Below are 18,901 nucleotides of genomic sequence, written 5' to 3' on the forward strand. Positions count from 1 at the left end.
TATGTCGCGCCAGCATACGCCAACAGAACTGAATGATGCATTAAAAGGAACGAAACCCACTTTTCTGATGCTGTTGTTTTTTAGTTGTGTGATTAATCTGCTTATGCTGGCGCCGGCAATTTATATGCTACAGGTTTACGATCGCGTGCTGGTCAGTAAAAATACCACCACGCTGCTAATGTTAACCTTATTGATTGTCGGCCTGTACATTGTTATTGCCCTAATTGAATTTGCCCGTGCGCAGGTCATGGTCAGGCTTGGCAACCGGCTGGATATCAAGCTGAGCCAGTTGGTTTTTAACGCGGCATTTAAAAGAAAGATCGCCACCGGCGATAACAATCCGGCACAGTCTTTAGCCGAATTGGATCAGCTCCGTCAGTTTCTTTCCGGGAATAGTCTGTTCGCCTTGCTGGATATTCCCTGGACGCCGATATATTTATTCATCGCTTTTCTTGTTCACCCTCTGCTGGGATATCTCTCACTCGGCGGAATAACGCTATTATTCATTCTGACGCTGGTGTCTGAAATCTCAACCAAACGTCCAATTCAGCAGGCACACGCCTTAACCATTAACAATGCCAGTAAACTGAATAAACAGCTGCAAAACTCCGATGCCATTGAAGCGATGGGAATGCTCTCAACCCTGAAGTCGACCTGGCAGGAACAGCATAACAACGTGCTGGCGCTACAAACTCAAATTGCCGACAAAACGGCCGGATTAAGCAGTCTCAGCCGTTTTGTGCGGGTGTTGATGCAATCCATTGCGCTGGGCGCTGGCGCTCTACTGGTGATCGGCGGCCATATTACCCCGGGCCTGATGATTGCCGCGTCGATTATTCTGGGCCGCGTCCTCAACCCGGTGGAACAGGTTATCGGCAGTTGGAAGCAGTTTGTGCAGTTTCGTGGCGCATGGCACCAACTTTCAGCCCTACTGAAAGAGTATCCGGCACCGAAAGAGGTTCTCACCCTGCCTCGTCCGAACGGCAACATCAGCGTTGAAGGTGTTTTCGCGGCGGCGCCGGGCCAGTCTTCACCACTGCTGCGTAATATCTCATTCCAACTGGAACAAGGCGAAGTGCTGGGGATTATCGGCCCCTCGGCCTCAGGAAAAACATCGCTGGCAAAAGTACTGGTTGGCGTCTGGAAGCCGTTATCCGGCAAGGTCAGATTAGACGGGGCAGATATTTGCCAGTGGGATAAAGCACTACTGGGCCCGTCAATTGGCTACCTGCCGCAGGATGTTGAACTGTTTGATGGCACCATCGCGCAAAACATCGCCCGCTTCACGAAAAATGACAGTGAGTTGATCGTCGCTGCCGCGCTGCTGGCGGGCGTGCATGACATGATCCTGCGTTTGCCGCAAGGTTACGACACCCTGCTGGGCGCGGGAGGATACCAACTCTCCGGCGGGCAGCGGCAGCGCATTGGCCTGGCCCGCGCCGTATACAACAACCCGGCGTTTGTCGTGCTGGATGAACCGAATGCCAATCTTGATGATGCAGGCGAGTTTGCGCTCGTAAAAGCCATCAATATCCTGCGTACGCAGGGACAAACCACCGTTATTATCTCGCACCGGCCCACGCTGCTTGGCGTGGTCAATAAGGTCTTGTTGCTTAACGATGGCGCGATACAGGAGTTTGGTACCCGCGATCAGGTTTTCGCCCATTTGCGTCAGGCCAACATATTGAAACCGGTGGCAACGCCGTCTTCACCCACGACTGAACAGCAACGCGAGGCCTGATGATGAAAAAGAAACCTGACAACGTGGCCTCTGCTGACGTAGATACCAATATCTGGTCGCCGATTATCCGGGGCGTGATCGTTATTGTGCTGGGTGTCGGCAGCTTCATTCTCTGGGCAGTACAAGCGCCGCTGGATGCGGGCGTGGTGGCTGATGGTACGGTAACCGTATCGAGTAACCGAAAAACGATCCAACACCTGAGCGGCGGTCGGGTAACGGATATCTTTATTAAAGAAGGCGACGTTGTGAAGAAAAACCAGGTTCTCGTCCGGCTGGATAAAATGCAGCTCGAAATGCGTTTCAGCGCGTTAAATGCGCAGTATATTTCAGCCAAAAGCATTGAAGACCGCCTGTTGGCAGAACGCGATGGACTGGAAGCGATCGGCTTTAATACGACGCTGACGCAGCAGTTCTCCGGCAATAAGCGACTGGCCGAAGTCAGAAATCTGCAGGCCAAACTTTTCGAAACGCGCCGCAAAACCATTCAGGACGAACTTTCAATGATTCAGGAGACGCTCGATGGTCTGGTAGGACAAACGGATAATCTCAATAAAATAAAAGGTTATCGCGATCGCCAGTTCAATCTGATTAACCGGGAATTAGGCGCTATTCGCGCGCTGAGTGAAAAAAACTATTATCCCAAAGCGCAATTACTGGTGCTTGAGCGCGAGGCGGCAGAAATATCCGGCAGCGTTTCAGAAGACATTCTTAACATTGCCAAACTGAAATCCCAACAGAACGAATTAAAAATTAAAGCGTACCAGGTGCGTCATCAATATCTGCGTGAAGTTGAGTCTGAACTGACCGAAAACCAAAAAGAGGTGGCGATGCTGGAGGATGAACTGGTGTCTACCCGTCATGAACTGGATAACACTGAGATCCGCTCGCCGATTAACGGCGTGGTGCTGGATGTTAAGGTCAGTACCGTCGGCGGCGTTATTCAGCCAGGCGAACATCTGATGGATATTGTCGCCGCCGGACAGCCGATGCAAATTGATGCCAAAATACCGGTACACGCCATTGATAAACTGGCCCCTGGTTTAACCGTTGATGTGTTGTTCCCTGCCCTTAACCACGCGCTGTTACCGTCGGTTCCGGCCCGGGTTTTGACTATCTCGGCGGATCGTTTAACTGATGAGGCCACTCAGCAGCCATACTACCTTGCTGAAGTTCAGGTCTCAGCGGAGGGCGTGCGCTTGCTGGGCGATTACAAAATTAAAGCGGGAATGCCTGCCAGCGTGACGATCAAGACCGGTGAACGAACCCTGATGAGTTACCTGTTTAAACCGTTAATTGCCCGTCTGGAACTGGCCTTTAAAGAGTATTGAACCCTCCATTGCCGGTATGGCGTTCGGCTTACCGCGCCATGCCGGTTTCTGCCATTGCTGGCAGCTTTGCTTTCTTGTAACCTTCTTGCCGTCGCACTACTGACAAATCTGGAACCACTGAACTGGACTTCATATGAATGCTCATATTTCTAAAGACCCTTTGTATGGCGTAACGCTTGAAATGCAGGTCAATGCACTGGTTGATCGTTACGGCTGGGCTGAGCTGGCGCAACGCATTAATATCAACTGTTTTAAAAATGAACCGAGCGTTAAATCCAGTCTGAAGTTTCTGCGCCGTACGCCGTGGGCGCGGACAGAAGTTGAAGCGCTGTACCTTGATTCTCTGGATGACCTGGCCTCAAATAACACCACTGAACAGGCCATTGATCCCTGGGCTAACAGCCGCAACAAGAAGAAATAAGAGCCAAATCTGATGTCTGCATCCGGTTTTATTTCAGGAAATTATAAGAAAAAACTGGCGGATTTACTCGCCCGTTCCCGCGCCAGGTTGCCGCTAACCAACATGAAGTGGTTCGCGCTGCTGGTAGGTAGTATGTTGCTGCTGGGCAGTTGTTCTTCACAGCCGCCGGGATCTAAGATCACCCCACAGCCTCCGGTAAACAAACCACAGCAGAGCAAAGAGCCAGTGCGCGGTATCTGGTTGGCAACGGTTTCGCGTCTGGACTGGCCGCCGATTTCATCTGTCAACATCAGTTCGCCTGCCGTTCGCATCAGCCAACAGCAAAAAGCGCTGACTGACAAGCTGGACAATCTGAAACGTCTTGGTATCAACACCGTTTTTTTCCAGGTGAAGCCTGATGCCACCGCGCTATGGCAGTCTAAAATCTTGCCGTGGTCTGATACTCTGACGGGAACGATTGGTCAGCATCCGGGGTACGATCCGCTCCAGTTTATGCTTGATGAAGCGCATAAACGCGGCATGAAAGTTCATGCATGGTTTAACCCCTACCGCGTATCCGTGAACACCAAACCTTCGACAATCACCGAATTAAACAACACGCTGTCACAGACGCCTTCCAGCGTTTATGTTCTGCATCGGGACTGGATCCGCACTTCGGGCGAGCGTTTTGTATTAGACCCCGGTATTCCTGAAGTGCGCGACTGGATAACCAGCATCGTGGCTGAAGTGGTTGAGAATTACCCGGTTGACGGCGTGCAGTTTGATGATTACTTCTATACCGAGTCTCCCGGGTCTGCGCTCAACGACAGCCAGACTTTCAGACGATACGGCCAGGGATTCGCTTCCAAAGCAGACTGGCGGCGTGATAACACGCAACGCCTGATCGTCCAGGTTTCACAAACCATCAAGAAACTCAAGCCTGAAGTCGAATTTGGCGTCAGCCCTGCGGGCGTATGGCGCAACCGTTCGCACGATCCGGCGGGGTCCGACACGCGCGGCGCGGCAGCGTATGATGAATCGTACGCCGATACCCGTCGCTGGGTGCAACTGGGTCTGCTGGACTACATCGCCCCGCAGCTGTACTGGCCCTTCGCCCGCGATGCGGCGCGGTACGATGTGCTGGCAAAATGGTGGGCAGATGTCGTGAAATCAACCAACACCCGCCTGTATATTGGGGTGGCGCTGTACAAAGTTGGCGAGCCGTCGCGAAAAGAACCAGACTGGACGGTTAAAGGCGGCGTACCGGAGTTGAAGAAACAGCTCGATCTGAACGAGTCTGAACCGCACATTAACGGCACTATTCTGTTTCGCGAAGATTACCTTAATCAACCGCAAACGCAGGAAGCAGTAACTTATATTCGCAACCGTTGGGGACGTTAATGGTTGTTCTGAGCGGGAAGCCTGAGCCAGACGCTCACGTAGCGGGCAAATTTCCCCACAAAAACGCCAGCGAAGATACCGCCTGTAATGATCGCCAGGGCGCTCATTGCGGGTTGACGTAAAACGTCGGGGGAAATGGCGTTAAGTACGCCAAGTACGTACTTAACGCCGAATGCCAGCAGCATAAATGGCAATGCGGAATAATCTGCCGGACGGTGAATACTCCGTGGTGCGCTACTGCGGCTCAAACGGCCGGGGTTAATTAATATGTAGCCAATGATTGCGCCGCTGATGATACCTATCGCCCACTGAATATACGTAATGAGGGTCGGGTCGCGATAAGTGATTAAATCGTAGATATCCCAGACTAAAAAAATAGCGGGGATCAGCGCCAGCTTTTCCAGCGTGACAGTGGCGGGTGTTCTGGCTTTAATCCCTCGATACAGTAGAAAGGCAAACAGCAGATACACCCAAACTGGCGTGTTTTTCAGCATATTCACGACAAATTCAGCCATAACGTTGCCTCGTTCAGATTTAATTCTTCCCTAAGTGTAGCGGCTGTATCTGCGTTACTGGGACATTAACCGACGAACATTATCATTAATCTGTTTTTGTATCGTATCCAACGTGGTTTGTGTTATCTGATCGGCGTATTTGTCTTTGGCTGTAGCGCTGTTGCATGGTGGCAGATCTTGTCGATTATAGCGTTCACATGCTCAGCTGATAGCTCAGCTTCCTGTACACCAAGCTGCTGCAGGTGCTTTCTGTCGATATCCAGCGCTTCTCCCAGCACGTCCATTTGGTGATACCCGCCGGGTCCTTCGCACCAGGTCACGTCATAAGCCGGAGCCAAAGTCCAGTTTCCTGCGGCTGACATTAAATAGGCAAAGTTTTTGGGATGGTCATCGCGGTTGTTAAATGCCACGTTGAAAACCACGCGTTCGAACGCTTTCGCTTTTTCTCTGACATCATTGGTACAAATCTGCGTGGCGCGCAGAAAATCCCGGTAATCTAAAGCACCGGGTATCTGGTAATTTGCACCGGTAAATACCGCCAGGCTCTGCATAGGAATACGGACCGACTGGTCACGGTCGAAACGGCGGGTAGCAAATGCCGCCTGCCCGTCAGGCAGATTAAAATACGCGGTATCAGGCGTAGTGATCCCACATTGCCGCAAACATTCAGCATACACCGCTTCGATGGCACATACCTCAGCATGCTCATGCCTGGCAGGAAATTTAATCAACCAGCTTTCGCTCTCTGGGAGGGGCGCAGTGGTGAACTTTGACGTGACACCGTCACGATAAAGTAACGCTTTTGGCCTGGCCCCTTGCGGTGAACCGCCCATCTGGAGCTAAAAGACATCGACTTGTTCAGGCATCAGGATTTTTCCTTTTCACCCGCTGGCGTACCGCGCTCTTCTCGTAACGCAAAATATCATCCAGACTGTCGATCCTGGGTTTGAATAAGCCCTCCAGCGCGTCACCATAGCCTAACACCATCGCGACTTTGACCAGATTCTCAAATCCTACATTTTTACCTGCTTCCAGATTCGAAACGGTATTTACACCGACACCTGAACGCGCGGCAACATCTGCCTGCGTCATTTGCTGCGCGAGCCGTTCCTTACGCAATCTGTCGCAAAGTAGTTTGACGATATCGGCTGCTGTATTGAGCGTTAAATCCATAATATTGGCTCTTATTGGGATAAACACGACCTTACACCCAATATTATAGAGTTAAGTGGGGAATGATTCAAAGTGTTGTAAGACACAATAAAGAGGAGTTAAATCGATAAATCACGGTTAAGCCACATTATACTGGAGTTATCCGGGTGCAATGTTTGCACCCGGACATCGTGTCGTTATCAGGCCACTGAAGGTTCAGGCAATCTGAATGACGAGACCAGCAACGCCAACTGCTCCGCCTCTTCTTTCAGCACCTGGGTTCGCGTGGCGGCATCATCAATCAACGATGCGTTTTGTTGCACGGTGCTGTCCATTTCGGTGACGGCGAGCGTGACTTCGGAAACACCCTTACGCTGCTCCTCACCCGCGACACGGATTTCCCCCATCAGTTGGCTAACCTGACGCACGTTGTTGACCAGTTCTTCCAGGCGCTCACCTGCATTGTGGATTTGCTGGCTGCTGCTGCCAACATGTGAAACGGACTCATCGATCAACGCTTTGATTTCCTGGGCTGCAGTGGCACTGCGCTGTGCCAGGGTACGAACTTCAGATGCGACAACCGCAAATCCTCTGCCTGCATCCCCCGCTCTGGCGGCTTCAACGGCGGCGTTCAACGCCAGAATATTGGTCTGGAATGCAATGCTGTCGATGACGGCTACAATTTCCACCATTCTACCGGACGAGGCACTGACGTTATCCATTGTCGAAATCACCCCCTGCATCACGTCGCCACAGCGATTCGCCGTTTGCGCAGTGTTGTCGGAAAGTTCATCTGCCAGTTGCGTGTTGCTCGCATTTTGATGCACGGTCGCATTTAACTGTTCCATCGCCGCCGAGCTTTCTTCCAGCGCGGCCGCCTGCTGAGTTACCCGTGAAGAAAGCTCCATGTTACTGTCGGCCAGGCTGACGGCGTTATTGGCTACCACCACGCTACTGCTTCTGACGGTGATCAGAATGGCGGAAATTTTATCGACGAACAGGTTAAAGGCTTCCGCGATATCTGAAATCTCATCTTTACCTCGAACATCCAGACGACGGGTAAGATCACCTTCTCCCTGCGCGATGTCATCAAGAGCCTGACGAGTATCATCGAGACGTGAAATTAGTCGACGAACCACCAGCCATGACCCTACCAGCAACACGGTCATAATCGGGATCAGCACTTCCAGCACATCCTGCATCATGACTTTAGCGAGGCCAACGATGCGCGTTTCCGGTGTCACCAGCCCTACGACCCAGCCAGTATCAGCCATCGGAAACAACATAACGCGTGACGGGGCATTCAGTACGTTGTCGCTTTCCAGCGCAATGGTTTTCACGCCATCAGTCGCGCGCAGCGATTTCAGCCCTGCTTCTACCGGGGCCAGCCAGTGTGCGCTTTGCGCCAGATCGCTAAAGGTTTTGTATTTTGTCTGATCGGCCTGGGGGAAATAGAGGATCTGCCCCTGTTTATCAACCACAAATGCGTAGCCACCGGTGCTGTTGCCCTGCTGCTGCATAAAGGTCGCAACGTTATCCAGACGAATGTCGGTGGTAGCTACACCGGCAAACTTGCCGGCTAATTGATACGGAATACTGCACGTCACCATGTTCACGCCGGAACTGGCATCCTGATAAACATCAGACCACAGGCAACTGTTCTGTGAGTGACCTTTAGCATGCTGATACCAACTTTCATTGTGATAACCGGCAGATCCTTCGGCATTATAATCATTCGAAAAATCAAGCTTGCCCTCAGCATTGCGCGCCCAGAAAAAGCTACGTTTCTCTACTCCCGCGGTGAACGCGTTTGGCTCCGGCCAGATCCCGCCGCCGGTAATAATTGAGTGGCTGTCTTCGCCAATCAGGTGTGGAACCACGCTTTGATACAAAGACTCATCATTAGGTAGTACTTCGGCCAGTCGTGACAGACTGACGGTTTCGCCCTCGATACGAGAGAGCACAGTACTCAGTTGACGGGTTAAACCTTGCCCTGTTTCTTCTATCAGGGCGGTATTGATTTCAACGACGCGCGGCTGACCACGCCAGAGCATAATTGCAACAATAACAAGGGTGGTCACCGCAAGCAGCAGGATGCCGCCAATGGTTAACCGCGTTGAAATACGAGTAGGATACCAGGCCATACAAACTCCTTCTGCAAAAGGCTAACTTTTACCCAGTATCGGCACAGGAGTTTATATCTTTATAACGTTTTCTTAAGTATTACAAAATAAATAAGTGACGTTGTCACAAATAGCAAAACCCAGCACTCTGACTGGGTTTTAATACATGGTTAATCTTATTTAGATAATTCTTTTTTGATTTCTTCTTTTATTTTACTTAATTCACTTTGCGGATGTTTTTTGCAAAGTTCAACGGTCAGAGGCACAGCCGTAGTGATGGTTTCGTTATAGTCAACGAAATCGCCGCCTTTGAAGTCTTCGTCTTCATTCAGCACCCAGAAAGCAACCGGAGCCATAGTTTGCGGGTTCAAATCAATAAACTCCTGGCAGCTCATGCCTTTCGGAGTGACTTCAGTTTTAGCGTTATCAGTTGCTGCATTGACGCTTACACTGGTTAACAGCGCTGCGACCAGGATGCCTGCTGTAGAAAGGGAGAATTTATTCATTGTAGTACTCCATTTATAATCCAGATAATATCTACACTTGCGCTTTAAACCGTTAATGTAGTTCGCAAAAAATAATACTCCCACCGTCAGAAGAATAAATATTACGGCCATCGATATGGCTGAAATTTATATTTCACATTACTGATTCTGATGTCTGATAAGAAATGTTGCACACAATGTGATCGTTACGACGAAATCAGCAGATTCATCCCTCACTTACCCTACCTTTGCACCAAAACTGAACTACGCTGCACAAATGTTGATCATTGGTTAATGAAAATTGATATTTTTTAACAAAGAACCCCGACGCAGCGCTGTCGCTGACCTGGCACGCGTCCTGCATTGTTAATCCGGTAACAGTGACGCGGTATCTGACAAACAACTAACAGCGAGATGGTAATGACATCAAAACCTGAGTTATTTGCCCGCATAGAACAGACCTTTAGCCAGCTAACGCCCAGCGAAAAGCGCGTTGCCGGTTGGTTGTTAGCGCACGCTGCACAGATCCCTTTTGAAACGGCAGACGGCATCGCGAAAGCAGCAGGAACCAGTGGCATTACCGTCGGGCGTTACCTGCGTAAACTCGGGTTTCGTAACCTGGAAGATGCGAAAGCCAGCCTGCGTGAAATACCCGCTATTCCCTATCAGCCATGGGGAATGAACGAGCGCCTGGACTCCTGGCACCAGCAGCAAAATCTACCTGACCGCGTACAACAGTCGCTGTTGCTGGAGATTGACGCTATCACCCACGTCTACCAACTGGCGCAAAGCGAGACATTTTTACGTATTGCGCAGCAATTGGCGCAGGCAGAAGCCGTTTATATCCTTGGGATCCAGTCCACCCGCGGGATCGCCAACGCCTTTTTTAGCCATCTGGAATATCTGCGCCCGAAAGTGAGTTACTCCGAAGGGCTTTCCGGTAGCTGGGTTGAGTCGCTGAACTCGGGATTTAATCAACCTTATGTCGTGATCACCGATACGCGCGCTTACTCGGCGACATCCCGACTATATTGCCGCGTTGCCAGTGAGCGCGGCATTCCTCTCGCGTTAATTACGGATGTATGGTGCCCCTGGGCCAGAGACTATTCCATTGATTTACTTCAGGTGAAAACGGACACCGGGCACTTCTGGGATTCGCTTGCTCCGGTGAGTTGCCTGTTCAATTTATTACTCTCCGCGGTGGTGGCGCAACTGGGCGACTCCCTCGCGGGACGCCTGCAAACAAATCGCCAGTTACAACAACAATTTGGTCAATTCGAACAATAAACAGGAAACGTGCTATGTCAGATACCCCAGAACTGGTCGATTTGTCGGTGATATTCCCGTCACTGCATATCGATCTGAAATACGCTACAGCCGATAACATTACCGGCGCGCCTATCTACAAGGAAGCGCGCTGCCTGCTGCATTCCGAGGCCGTCACTGCGCTGGCCAAAAGCATCAGCATCGCGCAGCTGGCGGGTTTGTCATTGGTGGTGTATGACGCGTACCGCCCACAGCAGGCGCAGGCGATACTGTGGAATGCCTGTCCGGATCCGCAGTATGTGGTGGATGTGGCGATCGGCTCGAATCACAGCCGGGGTACGGCCATTGACGTCACGCTGATGGACGCTCGCGGTGATGTTCTCGATATGGGAGCCGGTTTTGATGAAATGCATGACCGGTCCCATGCCTGGCACCCTTCAGTACCTCCGGCTGCGCAGCGTAATCGGCTGCTGCTCAATGCCATCATGTTCGGCGGCGGTTTTGTCGGCATCAACAGCGAGTGGTGGCATTTCGAACTGCCGAATGCCGCGCGTTACCCGCTGCTTGACGATCAAATGGCTTGTTACACTGTCACGTCCATAACAACACAACATCCCCTTTAATTCTGGAGCCTGGTTATGAAGACTACACCTGCGTTAACCTCTTTTTTTCGCCCCGCTCTGTTAGCTGTTGCGCTGGCGGTCGCTTTGCCTGCCGCGCAGGCCGCCGTCCCTAAAGATATGCTGGTTATCGGTAAAGCCGCCGATCCACAAACGCTCGACCCCGCTGTAACAATCGATAACAACGACTGGACGGTGACCTATCCCTCATATCAGCGTTTGGTTCAGTACAAAACAGAGGGCGGCAAAGGTTCCACAGAAGTTGAAGGTGATTTGGCCAGCGGCTGGAAAGCGTCTGATGACCAAAAAGAATGGATCTTTACCCTGAAAAGCGACGCAAAATTCGCCGACGGCACGCCAGTGACCGCTGATGCGGTAAAACAATCTTTTGAGCGCCTGCTCAAGATCGGTCAAGGGCCGGCTGAGGCATTTCCGAAAGATTTGAAGGTTGAGGCTATCGATAACAATACGGTGAAGTTCACCCTCAGCCAGCCGTTTGCGCCGTTCCTGTATACGCTGGCAAATGACGGTGCCTCAATTATCAACCCGGCGATCTTAAAAGAGCATGCCGCTGATGATGCCCGTGGATTTCTGGCACAAAATACGGCCGGGTCTGGTCCCTTCATGTTGAAGAGCTGGCAAAAAGGACAACAACTGGTACTGGTACCCAACCCACATTATTCCGGCCCTAAACCCACATTTAAACGCGTATCGGTCAAGATCATCGGAGAAAGCGCTTCCCGTCGTTTGCAACTGTCCCGTGGCGATATTGATATCGCCGATGCACTCCCTGTTGACCAGCTTGCTGCTCTCAAACAGGAAGGTAAAGTCAACGTGGCGGATTATCCCTCGTTGCGCGTGACTTATCTGTATCTGAATAACAGTAAAGCCCCGCTCAATCAGGTGGATTTGCGCCGCGCCATCTCGTGGGCCACCGATTATAAAGGCATGGTAAATGGGATCCTCAGCGGTAACGGCAAACAGATGCGTGGTCCTATTCCTGAAGGGATGTGGGGTTTTGATGACAAGGCCATGCAGTACAGCTTTGATGAAGCGAAAGCAAAAGAAGCATTAGGTAACGTTGCCAACAAACCCGAAACCCTGAGCTTCCTGTATTCCGATAATGATCCTAACTGGGAGCCAATTGCACTCTCCACTCAGGCCAGCCTCGGCAAGTTAGGCATTAAGGTGAAACTGGAAAAACTGGCGAATGCCACCATGCGCGATCGCGTCGGTAAAGGTGACTATGACATTGCCATCGGTAACTGGAGCCCGGACTTTGCTGACCCGTACATGTTCATGAACTACTGGTTCGAGTCGGATAAGAAAGGCTTGCCGGGTAACCGTTCATTCTATGAAAACAGTGAGGTCGATAAGTTGCTGCGTAGCGCGCTGGCCACCACCGACCAGGTCGCCAGAACCAATGATTACCAGCAGGCGCAAACCATCGTCATTGATGAAGCGGCTTACGTCTATTTATTCCAGAAAAACTATCAGTTGGCGATGAATAAAGACGTCAAAGGTTTTGTCTTCAACCCCATGCTGGAACAGGTCTTTAATATCGCCACCATGAGTAAATAAACCACATTAATGCGGAGCCGATTTGGCTCCGCAAGGGGAAGCCAATGACCTTCTGGAGCATTTTACGCCAGCGATGCTGGGGACTTATCCTGGTGGTTGCCGGTGTCTGTGTAATCACTTTTATTATTTCACACCTGATCCCGGGCGACCCCGCACGGCTGCTGGCCGGCGATCGCGCCAGTGATGAAATTGTCGAAAATATTCGCCAACAGCTGGGACTGAATCAGCCGCTGTATATTCAGTTTTTCCGTTACGTCAGCGATATTTTTCAGGGTGATTTAGGCACATCCATTCGCACAGGCCGTCCGGTGCTGGATGAACTGCGCGTATTCTTCCCTGCCACTCTTGAATTGGCCTTCTGCTCTCTGCTGCTGGCGCTGATCATCGGTATCCCGCTGGGTATTTTGTCTGCTGTCTGGCGCAACCGTTGGCTCGACCACCTCGTCCGCCTGATGGCGATCACCGGTATTTCGACCCCGGCATTCTGGTTGGGTCTCGGTGTTATCGTGTTGTTTTATGGCCATTTGCAGATTTTACCCGGCGGCGGACGGCTCGATGACTGGCTCGATCCTCCCACGCACGTCACCGGTTTCTATCTGGTTGATGCGCTGCTGGAAGGCAACGCCGAGGTCTTTTTCAATGCGCTGCAGCACCTGATCCTGCCGTCGCTGACGCTGGCCTTTGTACACCTGGGCATTGTCGCCCGACAGATTCGCTCCGCCATGCTGGAACAACTGAGCGAAGATTATATCCGCACCGCGCGTGCCAGTGGTTTACCGGGTTGGTACATCATTTTGTGCTATGCGCTGCCGAATGCGTTGATTCCGTCAATAACCGTGCTGGGTCTGGCCCTGGGCGATCTGCTCTATGGTGCGGTACTGACCGAAACGGTCTTTGCCTGGCCAGGCATGGGCGCCTGGGTTGTGACCTCCATTCAGGCGCTCGATTTCCCGGCAGTCATGGGATTTGCCGTGGTGGTCTCCTTCGCCTATGTGCTGGTTAACCTGGTGGTGGATTTGCTCTATCTGTGGGTAGATCCTCGAATTGGACGTGGAGGTGCACAATGATGCTCACACAAGAAACGCCAGCGGCCCCGCAGAGCGCCCGCCGTCGCACGGACTGGGCCAAACTGTTCTGGATGATGAAAAGCAGCCCGCTGACGGTGATTGGCGGCGCGATTATTGTACTGATGCTACTGTTAATGGTGCTCTCTCCGTGGATCACCCCTTACGATCCTAACGCCATCGATCTGACTGCACGCCTGTTGCCACCGTCGGCCATCCACTGGTTTGGCACCGATGAAGTGGGTCGTGATCTGTTCAGCCGCGTCCTGGTCGGAAGTCAGCAGTCAATTGTTGCCGGTCTGGTGGTGGTGGGTATCGCTGGCGGGCTGGGCTCGCTGTTGGGATGCCTGTCTGGCGTGATGGGTGGACGTGCCGATGCGATCATCATGCGTATGATGGATGTTATGCTGTCCATTCCTTCGCTGGTACTGACAATGGCGCTGGCCGCCGCATTAGGGCCAAGCCTGTTCAACGCCATGCTGGCGATTGCGATTGTGCGTATTCCTTTCTATGTACGCCTCGCGCGCGGTCAAACGTTGGTCGTTCGTCAGTTTACTTATGTACAGGCCGCGCGAACCTATGGTGCATCACGCTGGCATCTGATCAGCTGGCATATTTTACGCAATTCACTTCCCCCGCTGATTGTGCAGGCATCACTGGATATTGGCAGTGCGATCCTGATGGCCGCCACGCTCGGATTTATTGGCCTCGGCGCCCAACAACCCAGCGCTGAATGGGGTGCAATGGTGGCGATTGGTAGAAACTACGTGCTTGACCAGTGGTGGTATTGCGCATTTCCTGGTGCCGCCATTCTGATTACCGCCGTGGGCTTTAATCTCTTTGGTGATGGTATTCGCGATCTGCTGGATCCGAAAGCCGGAGGAAAACAGTCATGACACAACCTGTCCTGGAGATCGAGAATTTACATCTGAGCTTCCCCGGTTATAAAGCGGATGTGCATGCGCTGAATCATGTGTCGCTGCATATCAACCGGGGTGAAATTGTCGGCGTGGTTGGTGAGTCTGGCTCAGGGAAATCCGTCACAGCCATGCTCGCCATGCGTCTGTTACCCGAAGGAAGCTATCGTATCCATCAGGGGCGCGTTACGCTGTTGGGTGAAGATGTTTTAACTGCCAGCGAAAAACAAATGCGCCAGTGGCGAGGCCAGCGCGTGGCGATGATTTTCCAGGAGCCGATGACGGCGTTGAATCCAACACGTCGAATCGGCCAACAAATGGTGGAGGTCATTCGTCATCATCAGGCATTGAGCCGCACAGATGCCCGGCAGAAAGCCATCGCGTTACTGGAAGAAATGCAAATCCCGGATGCCCCGGAAGTGATGTCCCGCTTCCCGTTTGAGCTTTCTGGTGGTATGCGTCAGCGCGTAATGATTGCGCTCGCGTTTTCCTGCGAGCCAGACCTGATCATTGCCGATGAACCCACCACCGCGCTGGATGTCACGGTACAGCTTCAGGTATTGCGGCTACTGAAGCTTAAAGCGCGGGCCAGCGGTACCGCCGTGTTGTTTATCAGCCATGATATGGCCGTCGTCTCGCAATTGTGTGATCGGTTATACGTTATGTATGCCGGGAGCGTGATTGAAAGCGGCTCCACGCAAACCGTTATTCAGCATCCCACGCATCCCTACTCTATTGGCCTCCTGAAATGTGCGCCTGAGCACGGTGAACCGCGTGCTTTGCTCCCCGCGATTCCGGGTACCGTACCGAATTTAACCTGTTTACCTGTCGGATGCGCATTCCGCGATCGCTGCTTTGCCGCGGGGCCTCGCTGTGAACAAACACCTGATTTATGCAGCCAGGGCGGTGCGGATCAGCAATCCGCCTGCTGGTACCCACAACTGGAGACGACACATGTCTGATATTTTACTGGATCTGCAGGATGTTCATATCAACTTCCCCGCGCGGAAAAACTGGCTCGGCAAAGTAACAGAGCGGGTGCATGCACTCAACGGTCTGGATTTACAAATCCGCCAGGGAGAAACGCTGGGGATTGTTGGCGAATCCGGCTGTGGTAAAAGTACGCTGGCACAACTGCTGATGGGGATGCTTAAGCCAAGCCAGGGGCACTATTCCTGCGGTGGTGGCAAACAACACAACGGTATGCAAATGGTCTTTCAGGACCCGCTTTCATCCCTGGACCCGCGCTTGCCGGTATGGCGAATAATCACTGAACCGGTATGGATCCAAAAGCGTAGCCCTGAACGCGAACGCCGCACCCTGGCCGAGGATTTGGCTCGACAGGTAGGGATTCGTCCGGAATACCTCGATCGCCTGCCGCATGCCTTTTCCGGCGGACAGCGTCAGCGTATTGCCATTGCCCGCGCGCTGTCATCGGAGCCGGATGTGATCGTCCTTGATGAGCCGACGTCGGCACTGGATATTTCAGTACAGGCGCAAATCCTCAATCTGCTGGTTGCATTGCAGGCACGCCGGAATCTGACTTTTGTGCTGATATCGCATAACGTATCGGTCGTACGGCATATGAGCGACCGTGTGGCGGTGATGTATCTTGGGCAAATTGTCGAGCTGGGCGATGCGCAGCAGGTTCTCTCGCATCCGGCGCATCCTTACACCCGTCTGTTGCTGGATTCGGTGCCTAAAACGGGTACGCCGCTGGCTGAGGATTTGGTCCTGCGTAAAACCGAACTCCCCGGCAACAGGACGCTACCACAAGGGTGTTTTTTCCGCGACAGATGCCCGCTGGCAACCCACGGATGTGAAAAAAAACAGACATTACTGAAAAATGAAGCCGGACGTGAAGTTCGCTGTTGGCGCGCCATTGATGTCTGTTGACTGCGCATTTTCAGGCGAGATACGCCTTTTTCAGCGCATCCACCAGCATTCCCGACGCGGTTGATAATTTATGGTGTGCCGAACGCAGCACCCCGATCCGCCGCTGGATCACGGGACCGTCAAGCGCTATACAGGTTGCGCCAAGTTCCGTCATTTGTGTTCGACACAGTGCGGGAACTGCGCTGCCGCCTAATCCGTTTGCCACCATACGACCAACGGTCACCAGTTGATGGCTTTCCAGCGCTACGTCCAGCGAATGTCCGCTTTGCACCAATTGCTCTTCCAGCATCAGGCGCACGGCAGATGGGCGTTGCAGCGTAATAAAATCCAGCGTCAGCAGTTCGCGCCACGCAATACGCTCTCGCCCCGCCAGCCTGGACGTTGGCGGGACGATCGCCACAAAACGATCGACACCGAGCGGCGTGAAGTGCAGTTGCCCTGAATAATCAGGCTCGAAGGCGATCCCCATCTCCACCCGCCCTTCACTCACCATTTCAATGACCTGTTCGTTTATGACATCGTGAACCGTCACGTTAATACCGGAATAGCAATCCCGAAAGGTTTTCAGTACCTGTGGCAGGACGTTAGCCGCAAACGAAGGCATGGCAGCAATGGAGATTTTACCGCGTTGCAGTGTAAAGCGCTGACGCATCGCTTCTTCCGTATTCTCCCAGTCCGCCAGCAGTTGTCGCCCCATATTCAGCAGCGTTTCGCCCTCCTGCGTCAGGGTCACTTTACGGGTGGTTCTCAACAGTAACGCCCCGCCCAGCGAGTCCTCCAGTCCTTTAATCGCCAGGCTTAATGCGGGTTGCGACATATTCAGCCGTTCACTGGCATGAGCAAAATTCAGAGTGTGAGCTACCGCTAAAAACGCGCGTAACTGTTTGATGCTCATTCCCATTTCGCATTCCCTTAACCTATCGAATACCTTTAATTAACATTAAATTGATAAAAAAACCCAATGAGTGAGTCACAAATTTAAAATTAACAAATCATTTTTCACCCCCAATGATGTCGGCAAGGACAACTGGAGGGACAAGTGTATGGCTGGACTGGATAAACGGGTCGCCACGTATCAACAGGCGTTGGCAGGGCTGACCGACAATATGACGCTGCTGGCGGGCGGTTTTGGCTTATGCGGCATTCCTGAAAACCTGATTGCCGAAGTACGCCGTCGGGAGGTTCAGGGACTGACCGTCGTCTCAAACAACTGCGGCGTGGATGGTTTTGGCCTTGGTGTGCTGCTGGAAACACGTCAGGTACGTAAAGTGGTGGCGTCCTATGTTGGCGAAAATGCGCTGTTTGAAAAGCAGGTACTGAGCGGTGAACTGGAAGCCATTCTGACCCCACAGGGCACGCTGGCTGAGCAGTTACGTGCCGGTGGCGCAGGGATCCCGGCGTTTTTCACCGCCACGGGATACGGTACACCCGTCGCCGAAGGCAAAGAGGTGCGTGAATTTAACGGCCGTCCTTACATTATGGAGCAGGCGATTACCGGTGATTTTGCGCTGGTTAAAGGCTGGAAAGCTGACTGGTACGGCAATGTTATTTATCGCCACACCGCACAGAACTTTAATCCACTGATGGCCGCCGCCGGACGTATTACCGTCGTGGAAGTCGAAGAAATTGTCCCTCCCGGCGAGCTGGATCCCGCCGCAATTCACACCCCCGGAATTTTCGTAAACCGCATCATTCAGGGGCAGTTTGAAAAACGCATTGAACAACGCACCCTGCGCCAGAAAGGAGCCTGACCATGTTAACACGTGAACAAATGGCAATGCGTGTCGCTCGCGAACTGCGCGATGGTTATTACGTCAACCTTGGGATTGGTATTCCCACTCTGGTGGCGAACTACATTCCAGATGGCATGGACGTCATGTTGCAATCAGAAAACGGTTTGCTGGGTATGGGTCCGTTCCCCACGGAAGATGAAATTGATGCTGACATGATCAACGCCGGGAAACAGACCGTGACGGCACGTAAAGGCGCGGCGATTTTCGACTCGGCGCAATCCTTCGCCATGATCCGTGGTGGTCACGTTGATCTGACGGTGCTTGGCGCATTTGAGGTGGACACCAATGGCAACATTGCGTCGTGGATGATCCCCGGAAAGATGGTCAAAGGCATGGGCGGCGCAATGGATCTGGTGGCCGGGGCTGACAACATCATTGTGGTGATGACGCATGCGTCCAAAAACGGTGAGTCCAAGCTGCTCCCCGCCTGCACCCTGCCATTAACCGGCGTGGCCTGCATTAAACGCGTGCTTACCGATCTGGCGCTACTGGAGATCGCCGATGGCGCGTTCATTCTGCGTGAGCGTGCGCCGGGCATCAGCGTGGATGAGATTGTCGCCAGAACAGCCGGCAAGCTGATCGTTCCCGGAAACGTCCCCGAAATGCAATTCAACTGAGG

18 protein-coding genes and 1 pseudogene are annotated in these 18,901 nt (G+C 52.5%); 13 read left to right on the forward strand and 6 right to left on the reverse strand.

Annotated elements, in window-relative coordinates:
* Position 1: 1 nt before the first annotated feature.
* From OGX91_RS00615 to OGX91_RS00630, 4 genes are all read left to right on the forward strand, one after another.
* On the forward strand, positions 2–1,741 hold the full coding sequence (locus OGX91_RS00615; protein WP_286625139.1) for a type I secretion system permease/ATPase: 1,740 nt from the start codon (positions 2–4) through the stop codon (positions 1,739–1,741).
* Positions 1,741–3,069 carry an HlyD family type I secretion periplasmic adaptor subunit gene (locus OGX91_RS00620; protein ID WP_149692296.1) on the forward strand — a complete coding sequence of 443 codons (1,329 nt, stop codon included), beginning with the start codon at positions 1,741–1,743 and terminating at the stop codon, positions 3,067–3,069. Before OGX91_RS00615 ends, OGX91_RS00620 begins: the two co-directional genes overlap by 1 nt.
* 133 nt (positions 3,070–3,202) lie before the next feature.
* The gene (locus OGX91_RS00625; protein ID WP_286625140.1) at positions 3,203–3,490 is read left to right on the forward strand and encodes a VF530 family protein; all 288 of its coding nucleotides are present in this window, start codon (positions 3,203–3,205) and stop codon (positions 3,488–3,490) included.
* A gap of 12 nt (positions 3,491–3,502) precedes the next feature.
* Positions 3,503–4,870, forward strand: a complete 1,368-nt coding sequence (locus OGX91_RS00630; protein ID WP_199947033.1) for a glycoside hydrolase family 10-like protein — start codon at positions 3,503–3,505, stop codon at positions 4,868–4,870.
* Here OGX91_RS00630 and OGX91_RS00635 read toward each other — a convergent pair.
* The 5 genes and pseudogenes from OGX91_RS00635 to hdeB form a co-directional block, all read right to left on the reverse strand.
* A complete protein-coding gene (locus OGX91_RS00635) occupies positions 4,867–5,385 on the reverse strand; it encodes a hypothetical protein (RefSeq protein WP_040231060.1) in 519 nt (172 codons plus the stop codon). The genes OGX91_RS00630 and OGX91_RS00635 overlap by 4 nt on opposite strands.
* 54 nt (positions 5,386–5,439) lie before the next feature.
* Positions 5,440–6,224: pseudogene (locus tag OGX91_RS00640) on the reverse strand (type II toxin-antitoxin system HipA family toxin); the annotation flags it as partial.
* Between the two features lie 19 nt (positions 6,225–6,243).
* The gene (locus OGX91_RS00645) at positions 6,244–6,558 is read right to left on the reverse strand and encodes a helix-turn-helix domain-containing protein (RefSeq protein WP_005122664.1); all 315 of its coding nucleotides are present in this window, start codon (positions 6,556–6,558) and stop codon (positions 6,244–6,246) included.
* Between the two features lie 179 nt (positions 6,559–6,737).
* A complete protein-coding gene (locus OGX91_RS00650; RefSeq protein WP_040231059.1) occupies positions 6,738–8,681 on the reverse strand; it encodes a methyl-accepting chemotaxis protein in 1,944 nt (647 codons plus the stop codon).
* A gap of 155 nt (positions 8,682–8,836) precedes the next feature.
* Complete coding sequence (gene hdeB / locus OGX91_RS00655) at positions 8,837–9,166, reverse strand: acid-activated periplasmic chaperone HdeB (protein ID WP_005122660.1); 330 nt, start codon at positions 9,164–9,166, stop codon at positions 8,837–8,839.
* A gap of 399 nt (positions 9,167–9,565) precedes the next feature.
* On the opposite strand from hdeB, the gene OGX91_RS00660 reads away from it, so the two are divergent.
* From OGX91_RS00660 to OGX91_RS00690, 7 genes are read left to right on the forward strand one after another with little or no spacing between them, the layout of a single operon-like run.
* Positions 9,566–10,432, forward strand: a complete 867-nt coding sequence (locus tag OGX91_RS00660; protein WP_005122658.1) for a MurR/RpiR family transcriptional regulator — start codon at positions 9,566–9,568, stop codon at positions 10,430–10,432.
* Positions 10,433–10,446: 14 nt separating this feature from the next.
* Positions 10,447–11,034: a D-alanyl-D-alanine dipeptidase gene (ddpX, locus tag OGX91_RS00665; protein ID WP_005122656.1), complete on the forward strand. Its 588-nt coding sequence runs from the start codon at positions 10,447–10,449 to the stop codon at positions 11,032–11,034.
* A gap of 15 nt (positions 11,035–11,049) precedes the next feature.
* Positions 11,050–12,612 carry an ABC transporter substrate-binding protein gene (locus OGX91_RS00670; protein ID WP_188231625.1) on the forward strand — a complete coding sequence of 521 codons (1,563 nt, stop codon included), beginning with the start codon at positions 11,050–11,052 and terminating at the stop codon, positions 12,610–12,612.
* A gap of 44 nt (positions 12,613–12,656) precedes the next feature.
* Positions 12,657–13,679, forward strand: a complete 1,023-nt coding sequence (locus tag OGX91_RS00675) for an ABC transporter permease (protein ID WP_005122653.1) — start codon at positions 12,657–12,659, stop codon at positions 13,677–13,679.
* Positions 13,676–14,572 (forward strand): D,D-dipeptide ABC transporter permease, encoded by an 897-nt coding sequence (gene ddpC / locus OGX91_RS00680; protein WP_040231054.1) that lies wholly within the window; start codon positions 13,676–13,678, stop codon positions 14,570–14,572. Before OGX91_RS00675 ends, ddpC begins: the two co-directional genes overlap by 4 nt.
* Complete coding sequence (locus OGX91_RS00685; protein WP_286625146.1) at positions 14,569–15,555, forward strand: ABC transporter ATP-binding protein; 987 nt, start codon at positions 14,569–14,571, stop codon at positions 15,553–15,555. The genes ddpC and OGX91_RS00685 overlap by 4 nt, the downstream gene beginning before the upstream one ends.
* A complete protein-coding gene (locus OGX91_RS00690; protein ID WP_286625148.1) occupies positions 15,548–16,489 on the forward strand; it encodes an ABC transporter ATP-binding protein in 942 nt (313 codons plus the stop codon). The genes OGX91_RS00685 and OGX91_RS00690 overlap by 8 nt, the downstream gene beginning before the upstream one ends.
* A gap of 10 nt (positions 16,490–16,499) precedes the next feature.
* On the opposite strand, the gene OGX91_RS00695 is transcribed toward OGX91_RS00690, so the two are convergent.
* A complete protein-coding gene (locus OGX91_RS00695) occupies positions 16,500–17,390 on the reverse strand; it encodes a LysR family transcriptional regulator (protein WP_149692292.1) in 891 nt (296 codons plus the stop codon).
* A gap of 142 nt (positions 17,391–17,532) precedes the next feature.
* Here OGX91_RS00695 and OGX91_RS00700 point away from each other — a divergent pair, with 142 nt between their 5' ends.
* A complete protein-coding gene (locus tag OGX91_RS00700; RefSeq protein WP_005122644.1) occupies positions 17,533–18,240 on the forward strand; it encodes a CoA transferase subunit A in 708 nt (235 codons plus the stop codon).
* Between the two features lie 2 nt (positions 18,241–18,242).
* Complete coding sequence (locus OGX91_RS00705; RefSeq protein WP_005122642.1) at positions 18,243–18,899, forward strand: CoA transferase subunit B; 657 nt, start codon at positions 18,243–18,245, stop codon at positions 18,897–18,899.
* Positions 18,900–18,901: the final 2 nt, after the last annotated feature.

Origin of the sequence: Citrobacter sp. Cpa228, assembly GCF_030333085.1 — a bacterium.
GTDB lineage: Bacteria > Pseudomonadota > Gammaproteobacteria > Enterobacterales > Enterobacteriaceae > Citrobacter > Citrobacter pasteurii.